General features: G+C 60.2%; 24 protein-coding genes. 9 read left to right on the top strand and 15 right to left on the bottom strand.

Annotated features, from left to right (window positions below; translation table 11 throughout):
* Positions 1 to 4 precede the first annotated feature (4 nt).
* The gene (locus tag V6617_RS16355; RefSeq protein ID WP_338607983.1) at positions 5 to 271 is read right to left on the bottom strand and encodes a Flp family type IVb pilin; all 267 of its coding nucleotides are present in this window, start codon (positions 269 to 271) and stop codon (positions 5 to 7) included.
* Between the two features lie 28 nt (positions 272 to 299).
* Positions 300 to 491, bottom strand: a complete 192-nt coding sequence (locus V6617_RS16360) for a Flp family type IVb pilin (protein WP_338607984.1) — start codon at positions 489 to 491, stop codon at positions 300 to 302.
* A 303-nt stretch (positions 492 to 794) separates the two neighbouring features.
* On the opposite strand from V6617_RS16360, the gene V6617_RS16365 reads away from it, so the two are divergent.
* The 4 genes from V6617_RS16365 to V6617_RS16380 all read left to right on the top strand — a co-directional run bounded on the left by V6617_RS16365 (position 795) and on the right by V6617_RS16380 (position 3,479).
* The gene (locus V6617_RS16365; RefSeq protein ID WP_338607985.1) at positions 795 to 1,259 is read left to right on the top strand and encodes a pilus assembly protein N-terminal domain-containing protein; all 465 of its coding nucleotides are present in this window, start codon (positions 795 to 797) and stop codon (positions 1,257 to 1,259) included.
* Positions 1,260 to 1,391: 132 nt separating this feature from the next.
* A complete protein-coding gene (locus tag V6617_RS16370; RefSeq protein ID WP_338607986.1) occupies positions 1,392 to 1,946 on the top strand; it encodes a TadE/TadG family type IV pilus assembly protein in 555 nt (184 codons plus the stop codon).
* Between the two features lie 2 nt (positions 1,947 to 1,948).
* A complete protein-coding gene (locus tag V6617_RS16375) occupies positions 1,949 to 2,722 on the top strand; it encodes a TadE/TadG family type IV pilus assembly protein (protein ID WP_338607987.1) in 774 nt (257 codons plus the stop codon).
* A gap of 139 nt (positions 2,723 to 2,861) precedes the next feature.
* Positions 2,862 to 3,479, top strand: coding sequence for an HAD family phosphatase (locus V6617_RS16380; RefSeq protein ID WP_338607988.1), 618 nt, complete (start codon positions 2,862 to 2,864; stop codon positions 3,477 to 3,479).
* On the opposite strand, the gene upp is transcribed toward V6617_RS16380, so the two are convergent.
* The 13 genes from upp to V6617_RS16445 form a co-directional block, all read right to left on the bottom strand.
* Positions 3,476 to 4,105, bottom strand: coding sequence for a uracil phosphoribosyltransferase (gene upp, locus V6617_RS16385; RefSeq protein WP_338607989.1), 630 nt, complete (start codon positions 4,103 to 4,105; stop codon positions 3,476 to 3,478). The genes V6617_RS16380 and upp overlap by 4 nt on opposite strands.
* Before the next feature lie 21 nt (positions 4,106 to 4,126).
* On the bottom strand, positions 4,127 to 5,344 hold the full coding sequence (locus tag V6617_RS16390; RefSeq protein WP_338607990.1) for a phosphopentomutase: 1,218 nt from the start codon (positions 5,342 to 5,344) through the stop codon (positions 4,127 to 4,129).
* Complete coding sequence (deoA, locus tag V6617_RS16395; RefSeq protein WP_338607991.1) at positions 5,344 to 6,663, bottom strand: thymidine phosphorylase; 1,320 nt, start codon at positions 6,661 to 6,663, stop codon at positions 5,344 to 5,346. Before deoA ends, V6617_RS16390 begins: the two co-directional genes overlap by 1 nt.
* 6 nt (positions 6,664 to 6,669) lie before the next feature.
* On the bottom strand, positions 6,670 to 6,960 hold the full coding sequence (locus V6617_RS16400) for a DUF6958 family protein (protein ID WP_264225494.1): 291 nt from the start codon (positions 6,958 to 6,960) through the stop codon (positions 6,670 to 6,672).
* Between the two features lie 3 nt (positions 6,961 to 6,963).
* Positions 6,964 to 9,333, bottom strand: coding sequence for an aldehyde dehydrogenase family protein (locus tag V6617_RS16405; RefSeq protein WP_338607992.1), 2,370 nt, complete (start codon positions 9,331 to 9,333; stop codon positions 6,964 to 6,966).
* A gap of 153 nt (positions 9,334 to 9,486) precedes the next feature.
* Positions 9,487 to 10,476 carry a deoxyribose-phosphate aldolase gene (deoC, locus tag V6617_RS16410; protein WP_338607993.1) on the bottom strand — a complete coding sequence of 330 codons (990 nt, stop codon included), beginning with the start codon at positions 10,474 to 10,476 and terminating at the stop codon, positions 9,487 to 9,489.
* Positions 10,473 to 11,267: a purine-nucleoside phosphorylase gene (locus V6617_RS16415; RefSeq protein WP_264225497.1), complete on the bottom strand. Its 795-nt coding sequence runs from the start codon at positions 11,265 to 11,267 to the stop codon at positions 10,473 to 10,475. Before V6617_RS16415 ends, deoC begins: the two co-directional genes overlap by 4 nt.
* A 165-nt stretch (positions 11,268 to 11,432) precedes the next feature.
* On the bottom strand, positions 11,433 to 11,846 hold the full coding sequence (locus tag V6617_RS16420; RefSeq protein WP_338607994.1) for a cytidine deaminase: 414 nt from the start codon (positions 11,844 to 11,846) through the stop codon (positions 11,433 to 11,435).
* A complete protein-coding gene (locus V6617_RS16425; protein WP_264225499.1) occupies positions 11,846 to 12,808 on the bottom strand; it encodes an ABC transporter permease in 963 nt (320 codons plus the stop codon). Before V6617_RS16425 ends, V6617_RS16420 begins: the two co-directional genes overlap by 1 nt.
* Before the next feature lie 3 nt (positions 12,809 to 12,811).
* The gene (locus tag V6617_RS16430) at positions 12,812 to 13,921 is read right to left on the bottom strand and encodes an ABC transporter permease (RefSeq protein ID WP_338607995.1); all 1,110 of its coding nucleotides are present in this window, start codon (positions 13,919 to 13,921) and stop codon (positions 12,812 to 12,814) included.
* 8 nt (positions 13,922 to 13,929) lie between these two features.
* Positions 13,930 to 15,522: an ABC transporter ATP-binding protein gene (locus V6617_RS16435; protein WP_338607996.1), complete on the bottom strand. Its 1,593-nt coding sequence runs from the start codon at positions 15,520 to 15,522 to the stop codon at positions 13,930 to 13,932.
* Between the two features lie 31 nt (positions 15,523 to 15,553).
* A complete protein-coding gene (locus V6617_RS16440; RefSeq protein WP_338607997.1) occupies positions 15,554 to 16,561 on the bottom strand; it encodes a BMP family ABC transporter substrate-binding protein in 1,008 nt (335 codons plus the stop codon).
* A gap of 177 nt (positions 16,562 to 16,738) precedes the next feature.
* Positions 16,739 to 17,206 carry a carbon monoxide dehydrogenase subunit G gene (locus V6617_RS16445; RefSeq protein ID WP_338607998.1) on the bottom strand — a complete coding sequence of 156 codons (468 nt, stop codon included), beginning with the start codon at positions 17,204 to 17,206 and terminating at the stop codon, positions 16,739 to 16,741.
* Between the two features lie 158 nt (positions 17,207 to 17,364).
* Between V6617_RS16445 and V6617_RS16450 the strand changes: the two genes are divergently transcribed.
* The 5 genes from V6617_RS16450 (at position 17,365) to V6617_RS16470 (ending at position 22,004) form a co-directional block, all read left to right on the top strand.
* Positions 17,365 to 18,570 (top strand): cell surface protein, encoded by a 1,206-nt coding sequence (locus V6617_RS16450; RefSeq protein WP_338607999.1) that lies wholly within the window; start codon positions 17,365 to 17,367, stop codon positions 18,568 to 18,570.
* Positions 18,571 to 18,587: 17 nt separating this feature from the next.
* The gene (locus V6617_RS16455; protein WP_338608000.1) at positions 18,588 to 19,538 is read left to right on the top strand and encodes a DUF6384 family protein; all 951 of its coding nucleotides are present in this window, start codon (positions 18,588 to 18,590) and stop codon (positions 19,536 to 19,538) included.
* Between the two features lie 7 nt (positions 19,539 to 19,545).
* Positions 19,546 to 21,042, top strand: a complete 1,497-nt coding sequence (locus V6617_RS16460) for a hypothetical protein (protein WP_338608001.1) — start codon at positions 19,546 to 19,548, stop codon at positions 21,040 to 21,042.
* 107 nt (positions 21,043 to 21,149) lie between these two features.
* On the top strand, positions 21,150 to 21,497 hold the full coding sequence (locus V6617_RS16465; RefSeq protein ID WP_338608002.1) for a metalloregulator ArsR/SmtB family transcription factor: 348 nt from the start codon (positions 21,150 to 21,152) through the stop codon (positions 21,495 to 21,497).
* A gap of 15 nt (positions 21,498 to 21,512) precedes the next feature.
* Positions 21,513 to 22,004: an SRPBCC domain-containing protein gene (locus tag V6617_RS16470; RefSeq protein WP_338608003.1), complete on the top strand. Its 492-nt coding sequence runs from the start codon at positions 21,513 to 21,515 to the stop codon at positions 22,002 to 22,004.
* The last annotated feature ends 40 nt before the right edge of the window (positions 22,005 to 22,044 follow it).

Consider the following 22,044-nt stretch of genomic DNA (forward strand, 5'->3'; position numbering starts at 1 on the left):
AGTCTTACTGGAAAACAACGGCTATGCTGTCTGAAATGTACTGGTACATTCCATCCATTTGCTCCTGGTAGAAAATCAATGCTCCAATGATGGAGATTGAGACGAGCGAGGCAATGAGCGCGTATTCGATCGATGTCGCGCCTTCACTGTCCTTAATGAATAGACCGAACACGATGCACACCCTCTTCATTCGTGTTGTCGTCGTCGACCAACGATAGCGACGGCTGTTTAACAAACAAAAAAGAAAGAGGGCCAATGGCCCTCTTTCCATGCAAAACTGATTTAACGTCAGTGTTAGATCAGCACGTCGTCGTAACGGTTTCTGTGCCGTCCCGCAGCGATGCGCCGATCGTGCAGAATGTCTCTTCGAGCTGCGGGCCAATGAGTGAAAGGCCGGCAATGATCACAACGGCAACAAGCGCCGCGATAAGGCCGTATTCGATGGCAGTGGCGCCGGAATCATCGGCGATGAATTTCTTAAAAAGGTTCATGACTAAGCTCCTTGTTCGTGCGTCCTCAAGTGACTGCATCGTTCGACGCGTCACACATCGAACATGGGGCAAAGCTAGTCCCGGCCAGTTGAAATAGAGTTAATCCTAAGGCTCAAAACCGGCCGTTCAAAGCCAATACTCAATATGACTAGCAAATGGTTTAACCGACTTGTAAAACGATAACTATTATCGCTGCCATCAACTCAATATATACACCGCCGCCGGACCCGCTCTCGTTTGCCAAATCGTAACCATTGCCGTCCATGATCGGGTAACCATGCCAATCGGGACGGGAAGCCAGTCATGCCGGGTCAATTGCGCAGCACCCTGATTGCTGCAGTATTATTAATCAGCGGATATGGCCTAAGTCCCGCCATCGCTCAGGACCAGGACGCCATTACGGTCACTGTCAATACCAACATGGCCCGGGTGCTTCGCATCAACGCGCCGGCTGCCACGGTGATTATCGGCAATCCGGCAATTGCCGATGTCACGATACAGGACCCCCAGACCCTGATCCTGACCGGCAAGAGCTTTGGCCGGACCAACATGATCATCCTCGATTCCAATGGCGATCCCATAGCCGATACCATTGTCGAAGTGGCTCAACTCACCTCCGACACCGTTACCGTGTTTATGGGCGCCCAGCGGACATCGATGGCGTGCGCACCCAATTGCCAGCCCGTTATCATGCTGGGCGACGACACCAGCTATACCTCGGACGTGGTCTCTTCGAGCACCATCATCGACGGCGCGGCCAGCCGATAGGTCGAAATCTTCCCAACTCCTTAAGGTCCGGTTTACCGTGGCCTCAGATGCGCGGTCACGCGATCCAAACCCTAACTATTGGTTAGGAGAGCTTTGCGTATTGTGCCCAGCGATTTCAGACGGAGCGCGGGCATGGGGACTACCGCAACACGATTATCGAGACGGAAATGGCTGGCCCGCAGGTTGGCGCGCCGTTTTGCCCTGTCCGATCGAGGTGTGACAGCCATCGAATTTGCGATTGTCGGTCCGGCGTTTCTTGCCTTGATTGGGGCAACGTTGGAAACCGCCCTCGCCTTTTTTGCAGGTTATGCCCTCGACACAGCGGTTATCGACTCCTCGCGGCTGATCCGTACTGGGCAATCGGCCTATATTTCCTCGGAAGCCGACTATAGGGAAGCGCTCTGCGGGCGCCTGTATGGCATCTTCGATTGCGAACAGGTGCGTATGTCGGTGCGCCCTATCGACGATTTCGCCAGCTTTTCGATGTCCGGACCCATCGACACCGACACGGGCGAATGGACGATGGACAATTTTTACACCGAAGCAGGGCCGCTCGAAACCATGATGATTGAGGCCTATTACAAATGGCCGACATTCTTCAATATTCCGGGCCTGAATGCCGGACAGACAGCCGATGGCAAGCGCCTTCTGGCCGCGACGCACGTCTTTCGAACGGAGCCCTTCTGATCATGTACGAACCGCGACAGGGCATAGCCGGGGCATTGGCCAGATTACTCCGCAACCAGAAGGGAATAGCGGCAGTCGAGTTCGCGCTGATCGTGCCCATCCTGTTGCTGAGCTATCTGGGGGCAACAGACGTAACGCAGGGCCTGGCCATTGACCGTAAACTGGGCCAGGTCGCCTCCACCGTATCGGATCTGGTGGCCCAGGAAGGTTCAATCACACGCGACGAGGTTCATGCGTTCTTTCAATCCGGAATCGCAATCATGCGCCCGTTTGACTTCGAGAACACGAAGCTTCGGCTGACCATCGTCGAAGTGAACGGCAGTTCTACCGAAGTAACCGGCGCGACCGCGCGCAATTGGGAGATCGACGCCAGCAACGGAGAGACATATGAGTTGCCAAGCGACCTGCTGACGCTTTCAGATGAGCGCTATGTGGTGGTTGCCGAAGTAAGCTACGATTATTCTCCCATGTTCGGGACCGTCTTTAACAGCACAGTCCCCCTCGGGCAGCGTTCCCTTCACGTAACCCGCAAGGACGTCAGCGAATTCGGCTTTCCACCGGACGGCTCTCCGACCGGCGGGGGGCTCATCGAAGACGTTGTCGATGCAGTGGACGATGTCGTCGACGACGTCGCAGGCGACGAGGATGAAGAGTCCGGAGAGGATGATGGCGGTTCCGCTGGCGATGGCGATGACGATGGACCGGGCGGTCCTGGCGGTGGATGGGGTGGCCCTGGTGGTGGATGGGGCGGCGGGTGCTGGGGCTGGCGCTGCTAGCCCTCAGCCAGCAGCCATTGCCGCGACGCCGCAAATACCGGATCGCCCTTTTCTCTTGTCTCAGCGCGCCAGCGCCATGGGTGGTTGTAAATCACGCATCTGCCTGACATGACATCGATCGAACCCTGGAGCGATAGCGATGTCCGAACCCCTCATTCCCGTTTTCGATCTTGGCGGCGTCTTTGTCGACTGGGATCCGATGTATCTGTTCCGCAAGCTGTTTGCGACCGAAGAAGAGGCGCGGTGGTTTGGCGACACCATCTGCACCAAGGATTGGAACCTTGAGTTCGATGCCGGGGATATCTATGCCGAAGGCGTGGCCAGGCTGATTACCCGCTTCCCCCGCTACTGGCGTGAAATCGGAGCCTATGATACCCGTTGGAAAGAGACCATCGGCGGCATTTTCCAGGGCACAGTCGATATCCACAACGAGTTGATCGAAGCGGAAATCCCGACCTTTGCGATCACCAATTTCTCATGGGAGAAATGGGTTTCGGTGCTCGACGAGTGGAGCTTTCTCGAAAAGTTCGACGGGGTGGTGGTCTCGGGACTTGAAAAAATGGTCAAGCCCGATCCCCGCATCTTCCGTCTGTTTTGCGACCGCTATGGATTGGCGCCGGAATCCTGTGTCTTTATCGACGACAACGAGGCCAATGTGGTTTCGGCCCGCGCGGTCGGCATGGAAGCGATCCATTTTTCATCGCCCGAGGCGCTCAGGGCCGAGCTTGTCGGTCTTGGATTGCCGCTCAAAAGCTAGCGCGTGCCGTACATCCGATCGCCCGCGTCGCCCAGACCCGGAACTATGTAGCCATGCTCATTGAGCTTTTCATCCATGCTGGCCGTGAAGATCGGCACATCGGGATGGGCTGTTGTAAACCGCTCCACCCCCTCTGGCGCGGCCAGCAGGCACAGGAAGCGGATATTGTTGGCCCCACGATCCTTGAGTTTTTGTACCGCCGAAATGGCAGAGTTCGCTGTTGCCAGCATAGGGTCCACGACGATCACCAACCGGTCGGCGGCGTCTGAGGGGGCCTTAAAATAGTATTCGACAGCCTCCAAGGTTTCGGGGTCCCGGTAAAGCCCGATATGGGCGACGCGTGCCGAAGGAACCAGATCGAGCATGCCAGCCAGAAGCCCCTCACCGGCCCTCAGAATCGAGGCGAATACGAGTTTTTTTCCCTTGAGGGTTGGGGCCCGGGTGGGCCCGACGGGGGTTTCGATATCAATATATTCGACCTCAAGGTCGCGCGTGACCTCGTAGCATAGAAGATGCGCGATCTCGCGCAGAAGCCTGCGGAAGCTGGCGGTCGAGGTGTCCTTGCAGCGCATGATGGTGAGCTTGTGCTGGACAAGGGGGTGATCGACGATGGTCAGGTTCTGCATGAGGCCGCTCTTTGTTTATGGTTATAGGGCGCTGGAGCCGTGCTTGCCCGGCGCGATGCCCAGCCAGTGGGCAATTGTTTCGCCAATATCGGACAAAACGGGGCGCAGGCCAATGCTGCCCTTGTCCAAAGCGCGGCTAAATAACAGGATTGGCACCTGCTCGCGCGTGTGGTCGGTGCCGGGCCAGGTTGGATCGTTGCCGTGATCGGCTGTGATGACCAGAAGATCGTCGTCGCGGAGCCTGGCGATGAGTTCGGGGAGGCGGCGATCGAACTGTTCGAGGGCGTCCGCATAGCCGCCCGGGTCGCGCCGGTGACCGAATTCTGTATCAAAATCAACGAAGTTCGTGAAAATCAGCGCGCCATCGGTTGCCATATCCATGGCTTCGAGCGTGCGGTCGAACAGCACCATGTTGCTCGATGCCTTGATCTTGTGGGTAATGCCGCGCGCTGCGTAGATGTCGGAGATCTTGCCGATGGCATAGACCTGCCGGTCGGCCGATTTGAGGCGATCGAGCACCGTATCTTCGGGGGGATCGATGGCGAAATCGCGCCGGTTTCCAGTGCGTTTGAAGCTCTTGGCGTCCTCGCCGAGGAAAGGTCTGGCGATGACGCGACCGACCTTTAGGGGGGCTGTGAACTTGAAGACCGTTTCGCAGAGCGCGTAGAGGTTTTCGAGGCCGAAATGCTCCTCGTGGGCGGCGATCTGGAAGACTGAGTCCACCGAAGTATAAAAGATGGGTTTTCCGGTGCGAATTGACTCTTCACCGAAATCCTCAATGACCTGCGTGCCCGAGGCGTGGGTGTTGGCAAGGGAGCCTTCAAGTCCTGCCGCTTCGTAGATTTTTGCAAGCAATTCCAATGGGAAAGCCGGATTTTCGTTAGGGAAATAGCCCCATGCGAAGGGAACCGGGACACCGGCGATTTCCCAGTGGCCGGACGGAGTGTCCTTGCCGATCGAGACTTCGCGCCCAACGCCCCAACGCCCGCCGAGGGGGGCGTTGCTCAGGCCGGGCGGGACTGTGCCGGTGGACAGTTCGGCTGCGGCGCCCAGGCCGAGGCCGTCGAGATTTGGCAGATATAACATACCCTTACGGGTGCCTTCGATATCGCCACGGCCATCGGCGCAGGCCTGGGCGATGTGGCCGAGGGTGTCGGCGCCCGCATCGCCGAAATCGGCGGCGTCGGGGGCACCGCCGATGCCGAAACTATCGAGCAGACATAAAATGGCGCGGGGCATCACTGGCCTCCCTGGGGAAGAATTTCACTATAGATAACCGGATGTTCAGGCGCATCCTCATCGATCACGTAAGCCGCGAGAAGGCGCCTTTCGGCCTCTGCGGCAGTGGCCTCGTCGCGGGCATGGATGCGGGCGATGGGGGTTTGCGGGTCGACTTTCGTGCCGATGCCGGCGAGGCGATCAAAGCCCACATGGTAGTCGAGCTTCTGATTTGGATCGGTGCGTCCTCCCCCCAGAACGACCACCGCCATGCCCAAGGCACGTACATCGATCCGGGCCACACGCCCAATGGACGCAGCATACACTTCCCTTACCACACCCACTGGACCGGGCACATATTTTTCCAAATCGTGCCAGGATCCCAGCGCATTTGCCATGGCAAAAAACTTCTCGGCGGCAGCACCGCTGTCGAGTGCTATTTTGGCGCGGATAAACCCGTCATCATAGTCGAGCGCCATACCCCCGAGGATCAGTCCGTGGGCACAAAGGGCGAGCGTTACCTCTTCGAGGCGCGGGTCGCGATGGGCGCCGGTGAGGAAATCGATGGCGTTTTTCACCTCCAGCCAATTGCCCGCCGCAGAGGCGAGCGGCTGGTTCATGTCGGTGATCAGCGCACCGGTTTTCAGCCCCGCTCCATTGGCGACCGATACCAGGCTTTCGGCCAACCCGACTGAATCCTCGAGCGTCTTCATGAAGGCGCCCGAGCCGGTCTTGACGTCGAGGATGAGAGCATCGAGCCCGGCGGCGAGCTTTTTGGAGAGGATGGAGGCTGTAATGAGCGAGATGTTTTCGACAGTCGCTGTGACGTCGCGGATGGAATAGAGCCGCCGGTCGGCGGGGGCGAGATCATCGGTCTGGCCGATAATGGCGCACCCCACGTCCTTGACCACCCGGCGCAGGGTGTCGATGTCGGGATTGGTCATATAGCCGGGGATGGAATCGAACTTGTCGAGCGTGCCGCCGGTGTGTCCGAGACCGCGGCCGGAAATCATCGGAACATAAGCGCCGCAAGCGGCAAGAATTGGCGCGAGCATGAGGGACACGTTATCGCCCACTCCGCCGGTCGAGTGCTTGTCGATCGTGGGGCCATCGAGATCGGACCAATCGAGCACGCGGCCTGAATCGCGCATGGCGAGGGTCAGCGCCACGCGCTCATTACGCGTCATGTTCTGGAAATAGACGGCCATGGCAAAGGCGGCGGCCTGCGCGTCATTGACAGCGCCGGAGGTGAGCCCGGCGACGAAACCGGCGATATCGGCTGGGTCAAGTTCCAGACCGTCGCGTTTTCTGGCGATCACTTCCTGGGGGAGAAGCGGCATGCAGGATCAGACCTTGTGGAGCCGGACGGGAGATTTTGGCGCGCGTTTCAATATGCCCTTGGCCTCAAGATCAAGTTGGACGCATTTGAACCACCAGCCGGCCTTTTCGCCGCCGGGAAACAGGTCCTGGGGCAGGTCGGGCTTGATGGCGGCGATCAGATCGGCCGGGGTGGCGCCCGGTTCGGTTGTGGGAATGTGTTTCATCACCGCTTCGCGGACCGCCATGTATTTGGCCTTATCGACCCGCGTCTTGTGGTTGGGGGAGGTGAAGTTTTCGACTTCGATCTTCTCGTTCATGGTTCAGGCTCCGTAGGGTACCCAGACGTTTTTGATCTGGGTGGCTTTGCTCAGGAGATATTCGCCCTCCAGCGCCGGGTCGGCCCAATCGAAGGCCAGTCCGCGCGTGGTCCAGCTTTGCTTGACGTTGCCCGCCGAGAGCCTTTCGATTTCGGTGGAGTCTGCCAGAGAGCCGGCGAACCAGATGCCGTCCACGCCATCGTGTTCGGCAAGGGTTGTGGCCAGTGATTTCGCATCGCCGGTGACGATGTTGACGACGCCGGAGGGGACATCGGAGGTTTCGAGCACCTGATAGAAATCGGTGACGGCCAACGGATAGGCCGATGAGGGGATCAGGACCGTGGTGTTGCCCATGGCGATGGCCGGGGCGAGCAGGGAAACGGCACCGAGCAGCGCGCTTTCGAGCGGGGCGGCGATGCCGACGACGCCAACCGGTTCGACCATGGCCACAGCCATCATGCGGGCGGGCGGATTATGAACGGCACCATCGAACTTGTCGGCCCAGCCGGCAAAGGCAAACAGCCGCTCGACCGAAAGATCGACCTCGCGCCGCGCCGCATTGGCCGAGGTGCCGGTCATCGACCGGATGCGATCGGCAAATTCGGTTTTGCGATAATCGAGATTTTCCCCGAGGTAATAGAGCACCTGTGCGCGGTTATGGGCCGTGGCATTGCTCCAGCCCAAGGCGGCGCGGGCCGCTTCGACAGCGTTACGGATGTCCTTGCGGTTGCCCTCTCCCACTTCGCCCAGATGCTTGCCGTCGGCCGATAGGACGGACCTTGCATAGCCTGAATCGGGGCGGGCCTGCTTGCCGCCGATATAGAGCTTTGCCGTGCGGTCGATGCCGGTTGTTTCGCTTGTGTCGGCCGGAGTGGGCCGTTTCACGTCCGGGGCGGCTTTGAGCTTTTTCTCCCAGGCGGGCTTGAGGTAGGCGGCCATGCCTTCCCTTCCCCCTTCGCGGCCAAAGCCGGATTCGCGATAACCGCCGAAGCCGACCGCTGCGTCGAACTGATTGGTGGAATTGATCCACACGACGCCGGCCTTGATCTGAGGGGCGATATCGAGGGCGAGATTGACGTTTTCGGTCCAGACCGAAGCGGCCAGGCCATATTTGGTGTTGTTGGCCAGCTCTACCGCCTCTTGAGGTGTGCGGAAGCTCATGGCGACGAGGACGGGGCCGAAGATTTCTTCGGACGCCAGCGTGTGGGCCGGAGAAATGCCGGTGACCAGCGTGGGGCGGACATAGCACCCCTTTTGCGGCATATCGCCATCGGGCGAATAGAACTCGCCACCCTCGGCCTTGCCGGCCTTTAAGAGATCGAGAACCCGTTCGACCTGAACGGGGGCAACGAGCGCGCCGATATCGATGGATTTATCCAGCGGATCGCCGACGCGCAGGGTTTTCATGCGCTGCTTGATCTTGGCGATGAAGGCGGTCTCGATCGATTCCTGGACAAGAAGGCGCGAGCCCGCGCAGCACACCTGCCCCTGATTGAACCAGATGGCATCGACCAGCCCTTCGACGGCGCTGTCGAGATCGGCATCCTCGAACACGACGAATGGCGATTTGCCGCCCAACTCGAGCGAAAGACCCTTGCCCGAACCGGCAGTGGCGCGGCGGATGATCTTGCCCACCTCGGTGGAGCCGGTAAAGGCGATCTTGTCGATATCGGGGTGGGTGACAATGGCCTCGCCGGTTTCTCCGGCCCCGGTGACGATGTTGACGACGCCCTTGGGCAGGCCGATGCGAGCGCAGATTTCGGCGAACAGCAATGCGGTCAGCGATGTGAATTCGGCGGGCTTGAGGACAACCGTGTTGCCCGCCGCGAGGGCCGGAGCGATCTTCCAGGCCAGCATCAGCAGCGGGAAATTCCACGGGATGATCTGACCGCAAACGCCATAGGGCACATGGTCGGGGAAGGATTTCCCCAAATGCTGGGCCCAGCCGGCGTGATGATAGAAATGGCGGGCGACGAGGGGGATATCAATGTCGCGGGTTTCGCGGATCGGCTTGCCATTGTCGAGGGTTTCAAGAACGGCAAACAGCCGGCTTTCCTTCTGAATCTGGCGCGCGATGGCATAGAGATATTTGGCGCGCTCAAAGCCGCTCAGTTGCGACCAGCCGGAGAACGCGGCGCGGGCCGCCTTTACGGCCTTGTCCACATCGGCTTTGCCGGCTTCGGAAATGTCGGCCAGCTTTTCGCCATTGGCCGGATTGGTCGAGGCGAAGGTTTTGCCCGGCCTGGTGAAATCACCATCGATGAAATGGCCGAATTTCCTGCCATGAGCCGCCAGCCAATCGAGGGCCGGGCCGGGCGCTTCGGGAGCCGGGCCGTATTCGAGGGTTTCAAAGATTTCCGCCACTTTGGTCATTTTCTTTCTCCGGGCTTTGGAGCCCCTAAACTCGGCGTGTTATCCTAGACCAGACCACTCAAGGGGCCGGAGTCTGGAGAAACGCACACTGGTCCCCGGGAATAAATCCCGGGATGACAGTGGGGATGGGTGAAGCGCTGGAAGCCATGGCGCTCAGGCCATCGCGAAGCGGTAATCGGCGGCGTAGTGGCCGGTGATGCCGTGTTCGATCTGGCGTTCGATATCGGTCAAAAGCGAGGAGGCGCCAAAGCGGAACAGGTGCGGTTCGAGCCAGTTGCGGCCCAGTTCCTCGCGCATCAGCGCCATATAGGTCAGCGCGTCCTTGGCCTTAGAAATGCCGCCGGCCGGCTTGTAGCCGATCTCGATGCCGGTCTGCTCGTGAAACCAGCGGATCATGCGGACCATGGCCAGAGAGGTGGGCAGGGTCGCGTTGGTCTTTTCCTTGCCGGTCGAGGTCTTGATGAAATCGGCGCCGGCCAGCATGCAGACCAGCGAAGCCTTGGCGACATTGGTGAGCGTTGCCAACTCGCCGGTGCCAAGAATGGTCTTGATATGGGCTTCACCACAGGCGGCGCGCATGGCACGAACCTGATCGTAAAGCCCCTGCCAATCGCCGCTGAGCACCATTCCGCGCTCGATGACGATGTCGATTTCCTTCGCGCCGTCTTCGACCGAGGCCTCGATTTCCGCAAGGCGGATCTTGAGGGGGGTCAGCCCGTGGGGGAAGGCGGTGGAAACCGCGGCGACGGGGATATCTGTGCCCTCGAGCGCTTTGACGGCGGTCGCAACGAAATTGTGGTACACGCAGACCGCCGCCGGAGTAACGCCCAGTTTTTTGACGCCCATGGCTTCGACCAGATCAGCGCGGATGGGATTGCGGGCCTTGGCGCACAGGCGTTCGACCCGGCCCGGCGTGTCATCGGAATTGAGCGTGGTCAGATCCATCAGTGACACGGCCTTCAAAAGCCAGGCAAGCTGGTGGTCCTTTTTGACCGAGCGGCGGGCGCCGATCGTTCCGGCGCGGCGTTCGAGCGCCGAGCGGTTCATGCGCACGCGTTCGACCCAATCGAGATCGAGCGGGAAGCCCGGATTGCGCTTGTGGCCGGTGGCGTGGCTCTGGCTGTCGACGATCTTGAGACTCATATCTCCTCCATCAGCGCCGGGATGAGGCGCTTCAATTTCTCGGCCCCGTATTTCGCCACGTCCTTGGTCTGGGTGTGGGAGATGACCTCCTGAGCCATGCCGGCGCCCATATTGGTGATCGAGGAACAGGCCCAGACCTTAAGGCCCAGGAACCGCGCCAGGATCACCTCGGGGACCGTGGACATGCCGACCGCGTTTGCACCCAGGGTCTGGGCCATGCGGATTTCGGCCGGCGTTTCGAAGCTGGGGCCAGAATACCACATATAGATGCCCTCCTTGAGGGCGATTTCGAGGCGGGCGGCGACCGCGTGGGTCGTGGCGCGCAACTCGGGATCGTAGGCATCGACCATGTTGACGAAGCGGGCGTCGGTATCCTCGCCGATCAGCGGATTGACGCCGGCGTAATTAATGTGATCGGAGAGCAGCATCAGATTGCCGGGCGGGACGTCGTGATCGAGCGAGCCGGCGGAATTGGTCAGGAGCAGCGTTTTGGCGCCGAGTTCGGCAAGGGTTTCAAGCGCCGGGCGCATGGCGGCGGGGTCGCCATGCTCGTAATAGTGCTGGCGGCCGGTGAGGATGGCGAGACGCCGGGAGCCCATCTGGCCGATGAGCAGATCCTTGCCGTGGCCGGAAACGCCGCCCTGGGGGAAACCTTTGAGATCGGAAAAGGGGATCGTGACCTTGTCGGTCAGCAGGTCGCCGATGTCCGACAGGCCCGAGCCCAGGATCAGCGCGGCATCGATCGGGGTATCGCCCGCCAGATTGCGGATGGTCTTTTGTGCCTTGGCCATTCTCAGTGCCTTATGGTTTTCGCGTTTGCTCCGGTGGACCTCCCCATCCGATACCCAGAGCTGGAGCAGTTTCAGCATTTCTCCGAACCGCTGAAACTGCTCTAAGTCTTTGTTTTGTCGCGCTTCCGAACCAGATAAGTGGTACCCACCTATCCTGGAAACGCTCTAGCGGCCCAGAAACTCAGGGCCGAAAGAGTGGGGCAGAAGTTCGCCCAGCGTCGTAAAGAGCGGTTCGCCCTCGACCCCGAGGCAGATGATTGGGGTGGTTTCGGAGGCGAATTCGCGGATGCGCTGGCGGCAACCGCCGCAGGGGGTGACGGGGGTTGTGCCGGGGCCCGTCACAAAGATCTTTTCGATGCGCCTGCCGCCGCCGGCCAGCATGGCGGCAATGGCCGAGGGTTCGGCGCAATTACCCACGGGGTAGGCAGCGTTTTCGACATTGCAGCCCGAATAGATGTTTCCATCATCGGCCAGGATTGCGGCGCCGACATGGAAGTTCGAATAGGGCGCGTACGCGAGGGCGCGGACGGCCTCGGCGGCGTCGAGCAGGGTTTTATCCTGCGGCGAAAGTGTTGCCATCACCGTTCCTTGACATAGGGCTGACCGGCCGCCTTGGGCGCGATGGCGCGACCGACAAAGCCGGCGAGCAGCAGGATGGTGAGCACGTAGGGCAGAGCCTGCATGGCCTGGGTGGGGACAGCGCCGATCAGCGGGAGTTCGACGCCTTGCAGGCGGTACTGCATGGCTTCAAGGAAGCCGAACAGGAGGCAGGCGCCGAGGGCTGGATAGGGTCTCCATTTGGCAAAGATGAGTGCCGCGAGCGCGATATAGCCGCGGCCCGAGCTCATTTCACGCGAGAAGCTGGCGGCCTGGGCCGTCGAGAGATACGCCCCGCCCGTACCAACCAGAACGGCGGTTATGGCGAGGGCCTTGTAGCGCAGGAAGCTCACCGACATGCCGGCCGTGTCCAGGGCCTTTGGGTTTTCGCCCACGGCGCGCAGGCGCAGCCCGAAGCGGGTGCGCCAGAGCACCCATGCGGTCAATGGCACGGCGAGGAAGGCGAGATAGGTGAGAATCGTGTGTCCGGACAGGAGCCCCGAATAGATGGGGCCGATGACCGGAACACCGGCCAGCTCGCGCGCGAAGGGCAACTCGATACCGTAAAAGCGGGCACCGCCGGACAGGGCGGGCGTGTTGCCGCCACGGCCGAACCAGGCGGCGCCCAGGAAGACGGTGAGGCCCGAGGCGAGGAAATTGAGCGCCACGCCGGAAATGATCTGATTGCCGCGGAAATTGATCGAGGCGAGGCCGTGTACGGCCGAAAACATCAGCGACACGCCAATGCCGGCCATGAGCCCGAGCCAGACATTGCCGGTGACCGAGGCCACGACGGCGGCGCCGAAGGCCGAGCCGAGCAGCTTGCCCTCGAGCCCGATATCGACGATTCCCGAGCGCTCGGAATAAAGGCCGGCGAGGCAGGCAAGAATCAGCGGGGTCGAGACGCGGATGGTGGTGGTGAGAACCGAGATGATGTCCTCCATCGCCTATGCCCCCTTCTCTTGCGGCACGGGATCGGGATCTCGCTTTTGCCGCGTTGCCATAAAGGCAAATTCGACCGGACGGCGCAGCATGTTGCTCATGGCACCGGTAAACAGGATCACAAGGGCCTGAATGGTGACGATCATTTCGCGGGTGATAGCGGGCATGGTAAAGGCCAGCTCCTGCCCACCCTGATAGAGCACGCCGAAGAGCAGCGCTGAGAGCCCCACCCCGATCGGGTGGGCCTTGCCCATGAAGGCCACGGCGATGCCGACAAAGCCGGTGCCGGCTACGTAACCCAAAATCAGGCGGCCATGGGCACCGGCAGTGTCGTTTACCGCGACCATACCGACAAGCGCTCCGGAAATTGCCATGGTGGCCATGATGAGCTTGGCGTTGGACATACCCGCATATCGCGCGGCGGTGCTGTTATGTCCCATAGTGCGCAGGGCGTAGCCGAACTTGGTATGCCAGATCAGGATATAGACGCCGATCAATGCGAGAATGGCCAGAATGAAGGAGATGTTGACCGGCGTGTTGCGAAGCAGCGGTATCCATTCAGCCAGGAACGGCACACGGGTGACTTCAGCGATGCGGGCACTCTCGTCGGAATTGATTTCTTCCGGCTTCAGGATGCGCGAGATGATGTAGCTCATCATCGAGGTGGCGATGAAGTTCATCATGATTGTGGTGATGACGACGTGCGACCCGCGTTTGGCCTGCAGATAGCCGGGAATAAAGGCCCATGCGCCAGCGAAAAGCGCCGAGGCGATCATGATGAGCGGCAGGGCGAAGGCCCAGTGCAACCCGCCAACGGCAAGCGCCACAAGAATGGCGCCGAGCCCGCCAACATAGGCTTGCCCTTCGCCGCCGATATTGAACAGCCCGCCGTGAAAGGCGACCGCAACGGCCAGGCCCGCGAAAATGAAATTGGTGGTGTAATAGAGCGTGAACCCGAAACCGTATCCGTAGCCGAAGGCGCCGTAGATCATGATGCGGACAGCTTCGATGGGGTTTTCACCCACGATCAGGACAACGATACCACCGATGATGAAGGCCAGGGTAACGTTGAGCACCGGCAGAAGGATGATATCGACCCAGCGGGGCAAGGGCATGGACGCACTCATTGGCTCGACTCGGTGGATCTGGTTTTTTCGCCGGCCCCGACACCGGCCATAAGCAGGCCCAACTCGCCTTCATCGGCGGTGGCCGGATCGGCCTCGCCAACGATCTGGCCGTCGAACAGGACGACAATGCGGTCTGACAGCGAGCGGATTTCATCGAGCTCGACGGAAACCAGCAGAATGGCTTTGCCTGCGTCACGCATCTTGATGATCTGGTTGTGGATGAACTCGATGGCGCCAATATCCACCCCGCGCGTGGGCTGGCCCACGATCAGGACGTCGGGATCGCGCTCCATTTCGCGGGCCAGAACGATCTTTTGCTGATTGCCACCGGAAAAATTGGCGGTCTTGAGGTCGGTATTGGCCGGACGGATGTCGAATTTTTCGATATGGCGCTCGGCCTCGGCCCTTGCGGCCCTGACATCGAGTATCAGTCCTTTGCCATAGTTTTCATGGTAGCCGAGAATGGCGTTTTCCCACTCGAAGAAATTGGTGACAAGGCCCATGCGGATGCGGTCCTCGGGCACATGGGCCAGACCGTTTCGCCGCAGCATGGCGGCGCTGTCCTCGTTGACGGCGGTCACATCATGGCCGTTCAGGGAAATGCTGCCCGATTTTGCGGCGCGCATGCCGGCTATACATTCAAGCAGTTCGGACTGCCCATTGCCAGCAACGCCGGCCACGCCAAGAATTTCTCCAGCCCGCACCTTGAGTGATATGCCCTTGAGGCGTTCGACCCCTGCGTCGTCGGTGACGACGAGATCGTCGACATCGAGGAGCACATCGCCGGGGCGGGCCTCTTCCTTGTGGACGCGCAGCAGAACGCGGCGCCCCACCATCAACTCGGCGAGTTCTTCGGGACTGGTCTCCGAGGTCACCAGCGATTCCACCATCTGGCCCTGACGCATGACCGAAACAGTATCGGTGATGGCCATGATCTCGCGCAGCTTGTGGGTGATGAGGAGTATGGTCTTGCCCTCGTCGCGCAGCGTCTTGAGCACCTTGAACAGGTGATCGGCTTCGGCCGGGGTCAGCACGCCGGTCGGCTCGTCGAGGATCAGGATATCGGCGCCGCGATAGAGCGCCTTGAGAATTTCCACCCGCTGCTGCTGGCCGACCGAAAGGTCCTGGACCAGCGCATCGACGGGAACATTGAGCCCATAGTCGTCAGCAAGGCGCTGCAATTCGCGGCGTGCCTTTTCGACGCTGGGGCCCAAAAGCGCCGAATCCTCGGCGCCCAGAATGACGTTCTCGATGACCGAAAAATTGTCGACCAGCATGAAGTGCTGATGAACCATGCCAATGCCGAGCGCCAGCGCATCGGAGGAATTGTGGATGGTTACTGGCGTTCCGTTGACCACGATCTCGCCGCTGTCGGCGTGATAAAAGCCGTACAGAATCGACATCAGGGTCGATTTTCCGGCTCCGTTCTCGCCCACGATGCCATGAACCGTGCCTCGCGTAACAGCGAGGTCGATATCCTTATTCGCGTGAACCGGCCCGAAGCTCTTGTTGATCTTTTTCAGTTCGATCGCCAGAGAGGTTTCAGCGGCCGGAGCCGGCCGCTGAACGTTTTCGGTTTGCGTGTCCATTATCGGACCCTTCCCTTAAAGGGGTAACGAATCAGACCGGGCAGGACTCGTCTTCGCGGTAGTCGTGAACGACGATTTCGCCCGATACGATCTTGGCGGTAATGTCGTCAACCATAGCGCGCATATCATCGGTGATGAGCTCGGCGTTGTTTTCGTCGAATGCTGCGCCCACACCGTCTTCGGCAAGGCCGAGGACCTCAACGTCGTTGGTCCATTCGTCATTGGCAAAGTCTTCGAAGGCGTCGTAGACGGCAACGTCGACGCGCTTGAGCATCGAGGTCAGAACCTGTCCGGGATGGAGATGGTTCTGGTTGGAGTCCACACCGATGCCGAGAACGCCGGCATCGGCGGCAGCCTGGAGAACGCCGACACCGGCACCACCTGCAGCGTGATAGATGACGTCTGCGCCGCGGTCGATCTGGCTGCGGGCAACTTCAGTGCCGCCGCCGGGATTGTTGAAGGCGTCAAAGCCAGTGCCAATGGCCGTTTCGATCACTTCGATATCGGGGTTCACATAAGCGGCGCCCTGCTTGTAGCCGCAGCCGAAAGCCTGGAGCAGCGAGAAATCGAAGGCCGGAATAAAGCCGATGGTGCCTGTTTCGGTTGCCATGGCAGCAAGCGCGCCCACGAGATAGGAGCCTTCATGCTCCTTAAAAATCACCGAGCGCACGTTTTCGATATCGTCAACGACGGTGTCGATGATGAGGAACGAGGTGTCGGGGAAATCCGGAGCAACCGCGCGCAGCGCGGTTTCCCAGCTAAAGCCCGGCAGGACGATGGGATTGTTGCCCCGCGCCGCAAACTGGCGGATAGCCTGTTCGCGCTGGGCATCGCCCGAAATTTCGAGATCCTGGTAGTCCTGCCCCGTATCTGTCTTGAACAGTTCGGCGCCGTTATAGGCCGCTTCGTTAAACGAAGCGTCGAACTTGCCGCCGCCATCATAAACGAGCGCGGGATCGGCAAGGGCCGTGCCGGCCAGGAGAGTGGAGAGGGCTACGCCTGCCAGGGCGGCGATGCCAGTCTTTGTTGTTTTGGACATGATTGATGCTCCCTATTCACGGGCTGCAGAAAGGGGCCCGGCGACGGCCGGTGCATTTCCACGCGCGATGGCTTCAGATACAATCGCGCAAACAAAGCGGACGCAATAGAGAATTTCGATTTTTTGACCATTTGGGCAAAAAATTTTAGGGATGCGGTAAACCACGCAGTTGCCCGTCTAGAGCTGAGGCTCCAACGGGACAACCCTGGCGCCCATGGCCTCGCCGAAGCGCTCGAAAAATCCGTCGATGATCTTCTGGGCGGAATTGCCAACGATGGCCCTGCCCAGTTTCATGATCTGGCCAGACGCTCCACCGGTGGCCGAAAAGCTCAGAAGCGTTGAAGAGTCGAGATCGATCAGTCTGATATCGGCCGAGGCCTGCGCCTTGCCGAGCAGCCCACCCCTACCCTGTCCGGTCAGCGTATAGCTTATGGCCGGGTCGATATCGGACAAGAACAGATCGCCTTTGAAAACGGGTTGAACCACGCCGAGATTGACAGTGATCTCAAGCTCGAGCGCGGTGTCGGACACCCAGCGAATCGCCTTGCAACCGGGTATACAGGCCTTGAGCACTTCGGCATCGTTGAGCGCGTTCCAAACCGCGAGCCGATTGGCATCGACCCTGTAGCGTCCACCGAAATCCAAGCCATCTTCCTCTTCATTTAACTCAAACACCGTGTATGCGGCTTTTTGGCACCAATGGCGAGAAAACAGCGCCATGTGGTGCATGCGCAATTGTCTTATCTCTTGCCAGGCGGAATCATGTCACCACATCTGCAAAAGTTGCAACAGGGACGTGGGCAATGAGCACCGAGATTACCCAAACCGAAGCTCCCCAGCTTATGGACAGGCCTCTGCAATATCTGGACAAGGCCGTCGCGGCGATCAAGGATCTTGGGCTCTGGCCCGAAGGTGAACCGGGCGAGGCACCGATTGCAGGGCTTCTGGCCGAAATCACGCATCTCGACGACACCAGGGTCATCCTGATCGGGCGTGTTCTGACCCAGGCAAGTGCCTTCAACGAAGTGGTGCGCACCCAAGTTGCGGCGATGAATGTGGGCGAGCGCTACGAGGACATTACCAAATCCTTCAATTCGATCCGCGACGACGCCAAGAGCATGGTCGACCAGCTCGAGGACGGCAAGATCGATATTTTCGAGCGCGCTTCTAACGTGTGGATGAAGGTCTCGCGCGGCGATATCGCCGCACGATTCGACAAGATTCGCGACACCTATCTCGACGTCTCGAAAGACACCAAGGACCAGATCGACCGCGAACATACGATTCTCGAAGCCTATCGCGACTTTCGCGGCGCGCTCAAGCAGGCCGAAGTGATGGCGCTCGAAGTGCTGGACATCGCCAGCGCGCAGCTCGAGCAGCGCAAGATCGACCTGCAGGGGGCAACCGATGCGCTCAACGCGTTCACCGAAGGGACCCCGGCCGACCGCGCACGACTGGAAATGGCGCGGGACGAGCGGGTGCGCGATCTGCAGAACGAGGAGCGTCGCTACCAGATCGCCAAGGATCTGTCGGACAACCTGACGATTTCCTACTCGACCTCGGAAGTGATTATGGCGCGGCTCATGCAGACGACCAACGCCAAGGAACGCGTCTATCAACAGTCCATCTCGTTCTTTTCGACCAACGAAACTGTCCTCACAGCGCTTTCGGCCTCGTTTACCGGCCTGTTCGGGCTCCATGAATCGACCGAAACCCTCAATGCAATGAAAGAGGGCATGAGCCAGAGCCTGGAGACACTTTCGGAGATCGGCGGCAAGGTTCAGGAGGAAGCGCTAAGAGCGGGGTACGGTCCGACCATCCGCGCAGATGCGGTAAAAAAGCTTGTCGATAGCGTGGTCAGCTATCAGGAAAAAAGCATCACCATCATCGCCGAAATGCGCGATCAGGCCACCAAAAATTCGGCTGAAATCCGCGACGCTGTCGAAGACGGCAAGAAGCGGCTGGCAACGCTCGCCGCTGAAGGCAACGCCCTCGTTTCGGCCCGTTAGGATGCGATAACCCGATTATGGCAAGCGGTGGGGCAATAACGGGACAGACAGGCAAGGCGCCGCTGGACGATGTGATGCTGGCCATGGACGTGGTGGATACACTGCGCCATGAGCAAAATCTCGTGGCCCGCGAACTGGGGGCCACCGCCCGCGAAGCCGAACTGATTGAGCGCCTGCGCAAGATCTATCACGACCAGGGGATCGAGGTTCCCGACCATATCCTCAAGGAAGGCGTCAAGGCGCTGGCCGAGAGCCGGTTTACCTATACCCCGCCGCCCGATACATTCTCCACACAGCTGGCCCGGCTCTATGTGAGCCGGCAGCGCTGGGGACGTACGGTGCTCATCGGGGTTGTAGTGCTGGCGGTGGTGCTGGGCGGGTATTTCCTTGCCTACCGTCCCTATCAGGCGGGCATGGAGGCGGCGGCGCGGATCGAGCTGGCCGAAGAACTTCCGGCGCGAATCGACGCCGCCTATCAGCAGATTTTCAACGAGACCAAGGTGCAATCGGCCCTCGAGGTGGCCGAGCCCTGGGTCGAGCGCGGCAAGGCGGCCGCCGAGCGAGGTGATCGCGAGGACGCGCTGGCGGCCATCGAGCAGCTTGAGGCCATCCATGCGACATTGCTGGCAGAATATTCTATCCGCATCGTCAACCGGCCGGGGGAATCCACGGGGATCTGGCGATTCCCCGAGAGCAACACCGAAGCGACCAATTATTACCTCGTTGTCGAGGCCGTGGGGTCCGATGACGACCTGGTGACACTGCCGATCACCAATGAGGAAACCGGGCAAACCGAAGAGGTCTCGACATGGGCCATAAGGGTGCCGGACGTGACCTATGAATCTGTCCGGGCCGACCGGCAGGATGACGGGATCATCCAGCGCAATATCTTGGGCATAAAGCAGTACGGGTTCCTCGATACCGACTACACGATGCCGGTTCTCGACGGGGCAATTACGCAATGGTGAGGCTGCAATGAGCGTAAGCGGACCTCAGGCCATGCGGGCGCTAGACGATGCGCTACGCGACATCCGGCGCGAGGAAGATGACATAACCAAGCGCATCGCGCGGGCCAATGAACGTGTGGGTAAGCTGCGCGAGACCGAATTGGGGCAATTGCGGGCGGTGGCAAAGGTGCGGCTTTCGCCAGAGGTTCAAAAAGACCTGGCCGGCACTCTGAGCCAGGCCGAGAGCCGGGCGCGTGAGCTGCTCAAGAGCCATGCAGCCGCGATGGCCGACATGGAAAGGGCGCTGACCGGCAAAGAGGCCGATCTTGCAAAACTCAGCGCCGAGCGGCAGGAGTTGCTGGAAAATACGCAGAAATGGCAGGCCGAAATCGACGCTCTGGAGGCGCCCGTCAAGGCGGCACTGGCCGATGATGCAGCTTATGTTGCGTTGATTGCCGAGCGGGCCGAGACCGAAAAGGTGGCGACCGAGGCCGATCGCAAGGCCGATATGGCCGAGGCGGATCGTGAAGAAAAGGGCAAGCCCTATCGCGAAGATCCGCTGTTTTCCTATCTGTGGGACCGGGGATATGGAACGGGGGCTTACAAGGCCGGCACCTTAACGCGCATGCTCGACGATTGGGTGGCGCGGCTGGTGCGTTTTGCCGATGCGCGGCCCAATTATGCAATGCTGATCGCCATACCCGAGCGCCTGCGCGAGCATGCCGAGAAACTGGCCGCCGACGCCGATGTGCTCGACGAGAATGTGCGAGCGCGCGAGAACGCTGCGCTGGACGCCGCCGGTGGTGGGAAAGCGCGTGCGGCGCTGGAAACGGCACAGGCGCGGGTTGAGGCCATTGACGCGGAATTGCTGGCCATCGAGGACGAGCGCGAGAACCTGACCGAAAAGCAAAAACAGATTGCAGATGGCGGTGATCCGGCCTTTGCCCAGGCAGTGGACATGCTGGCAGAGGCGATAAGCGACACCGGTATCGAAAGGCTTCTGGCCGAGGCGCGCGCGACGCGCACCGAAGAGGACGACGCGATCGTCGTGCGGCTCGAGGAAACGCGGCGGCGCATTGCCGAAGAGCAACTCGAACTCGACGATGAACGCAGCCGGCTCAAGGTGCTCGAGGCGCGCCGGCGTGAGCTCGAGGACATCGAGTTCGAGTTCAAGAAATCGCGCTATGACGATCCGCGCTCCCGGTTCGGCAATGAAAGGCTGGTCGGCGATCTTTTGACCGAATTTCTCAAGGGCGGGATGACAGCGGCGGCCTACTGGGGGCAATGGCGTGACTCCCAGGACTGGACCGGCACCTCCGGACCGATCGTTCCGACGTCGCCGCGCCGGTCGAAAAAGTCGAAGGGCGGGTTTTCCGTGCCGCCGGGGGGCTTTTCGCCGCGACCGCCTTCGGGCGGCAATTGGGGCGGATTCTCGCGTCCTCGCAGCGGCGGCTTTGGCGGCGGCGGGTTCAAGACCGGTGGCGGATTCAAGGGCGGTGGATTCAAGACCGGCGGCGGATTCTGATCTTTTCATAACGGTCCGGCTTTGGAGTGCTCGGCAAACGAGCCCTTGACAGGTTCCGGCTTCGCCTTTATTAAACCAAATAGTTTAAAACTAAATGGTTTAATTTGATGTCTGCCACCGACCCTCTCAGTCAGGTTTTTGGCGCCCTCGCCGACCCCACGCGCCGTGCGATCCTTGCTCGTCTGTCATCGGGCGAGGCGAGCGTTGGGGAGTTGGCAGCGCCGCACGAGATGAGTCTGGCTGCAGTCTCCAAGCACATCAAGGTGCTCGAAAATGCCGGGCTGATCAGCCGCAAGAAGGATGCCCAGTACAGCTACTGCACATTGGTGGCCAGCCCGCTCAAGGATTTGCATGGGTGGCTCGGTGCCTATCGGAAGTTCTGGGACGAAAATCTCGACCAGTTCGAAACCTATCTCGCCGAGCTTCAGCGCGGCGATCCCAAATCAAAACAGTAACCAGGGAGCAATCGTGTGAGCGAAACAATCATCGCAACCCCAACCGACAAGCCGATCATCACCTTCACCCGGACATTCAAAGCGCCCCGCGCGCTGGTCTGGAAAGCCTATACCGAACGCGAACACGTTGCGCAATGGTGGGGCCCGAGGTCCATCGGACCGATCGAAATACTGGCACACGATTTCAAGCCCGGCGGGAGTTGGCGCTATGTGCAGGACGTGCGGGATGTTGGCCAGGTCACCTTTTTTGGCCGGTTCATCGAGATCGATGCGCCCGAGGGCTATGTGAACACTTTCGGATTTGAAGGCCCGTTCGGATCGACCGAAGGCAATGAGGGACGCGAGACCCAGCGCTTCGAGGATCTTGGTGAGTCGACCCTCTATACCGGCACGTCCCATTTCGACGATTTTGCGAGCCGCGACGCCGTTGTCGCCTCGGGCATGGAGAGCGGCGCGCGCGAGCAGATCGAGCAATTCGCAAATTACGTACTGGAAATGGAGCAGTAGCCCAGACGAGCGAGGTCGGCGGGCGGATTTTTTTATCCGG

This window comes from Pelagibacterium nitratireducens (genome assembly GCF_037044555.1).
In the GTDB taxonomy this organism is placed as follows: domain Bacteria; phylum Pseudomonadota; class Alphaproteobacteria; order Rhizobiales; family Devosiaceae; genus Pelagibacterium; species Pelagibacterium nitratireducens.

Bases quoted from the DNA above. Each gene is read 5' to 3' on its own strand.
- V6617_RS16370 (WP_338607986.1), top strand. From the start codon at position 1,392: ATGGGGACTACCGCAACACGATTATCGAGACGGAAATGGCTGGCCCGC.
- V6617_RS16355 (WP_338607983.1), bottom strand. From the start codon at position 271: ATGGAAAGAGGGCCATTGGCCCTCTTTCTTTTTTGTTTGTTAAACAGC.
- V6617_RS16460 (WP_338608001.1), top strand. From the start codon at position 19,546: ATGAGCGTAAGCGGACCTCAGGCCATGCGGGCGCTAGACGATGCGCTA.
- V6617_RS16455 (WP_338608000.1), top strand. From the start codon at position 18,588: ATGGCAAGCGGTGGGGCAATAACGGGACAGACAGGCAAGGCGCCGCTG.
- V6617_RS16415 (WP_264225497.1), bottom strand. From the start codon at position 11,267: ATGGCCAAGGCACAAAAGACCATCCGCAATCTGGCGGGCGATACCCCG.
- V6617_RS16405 (WP_338607992.1), bottom strand. From the start codon at position 9,333: ATGACCAAAGTGGCGGAAATCTTTGAAACCCTCGAATACGGCCCGGCT.
- V6617_RS16365 (WP_338607985.1), top strand. From the start codon at position 795: ATGCCGGGTCAATTGCGCAGCACCCTGATTGCTGCAGTATTATTAATC.
- V6617_RS16380 (WP_338607988.1), top strand. From the start codon at position 2,862: ATGTCCGAACCCCTCATTCCCGTTTTCGATCTTGGCGGCGTCTTTGTC.
- V6617_RS16400 (WP_264225494.1), bottom strand. From the start codon at position 6,960: ATGAACGAGAAGATCGAAGTCGAAAACTTCACCTCCCCCAACCACAAG.
- V6617_RS16420 (WP_338607994.1), bottom strand. From the start codon at position 11,846: ATGGCAACACTTTCGCCGCAGGATAAAACCCTGCTCGACGCCGCCGAG.
- V6617_RS16440 (WP_338607997.1), bottom strand. From the start codon at position 16,561: ATGTCCAAAACAACAAAGACTGGCATCGCCGCCCTGGCAGGCGTAGCC.
- V6617_RS16430 (WP_338607995.1), bottom strand. From the start codon at position 13,921: ATGCCCTTGCCCCGCTGGGTCGATATCATCCTTCTGCCGGTGCTCAAC.
- deoA (WP_338607991.1), bottom strand. From the start codon at position 6,663: ATGCCGCTTCTCCCCCAGGAAGTGATCGCCAGAAAACGCGACGGTCTG.
- V6617_RS16435 (WP_338607996.1), bottom strand. From the start codon at position 15,522: ATGGACACGCAAACCGAAAACGTTCAGCGGCCGGCTCCGGCCGCTGAA.
- deoC (WP_338607993.1), bottom strand. From the start codon at position 10,476: ATGAGTCTCAAGATCGTCGACAGCCAGAGCCACGCCACCGGCCACAAG.
- V6617_RS16375 (WP_338607987.1), top strand. From the start codon at position 1,949: ATGTACGAACCGCGACAGGGCATAGCCGGGGCATTGGCCAGATTACTC.
- V6617_RS16465 (WP_338608002.1), top strand. From the start codon at position 21,150: ATGTCTGCCACCGACCCTCTCAGTCAGGTTTTTGGCGCCCTCGCCGAC.
- upp (WP_338607989.1), bottom strand. From the start codon at position 4,105: ATGCAGAACCTGACCATCGTCGATCACCCCCTTGTCCAGCACAAGCTC.
- V6617_RS16390 (WP_338607990.1), bottom strand. From the start codon at position 5,344: ATGCCCCGCGCCATTTTATGTCTGCTCGATAGTTTCGGCATCGGCGGT.
- V6617_RS16450 (WP_338607999.1), top strand. From the start codon at position 17,365: ATGAGCACCGAGATTACCCAAACCGAAGCTCCCCAGCTTATGGACAGG.
- V6617_RS16425 (WP_264225499.1), bottom strand. From the start codon at position 12,808: ATGGAGGACATCATCTCGGTTCTCACCACCACCATCCGCGTCTCGACC.
- V6617_RS16360 (WP_338607984.1), bottom strand. From the start codon at position 491: ATGAACCTTTTTAAGAAATTCATCGCCGATGATTCCGGCGCCACTGCC.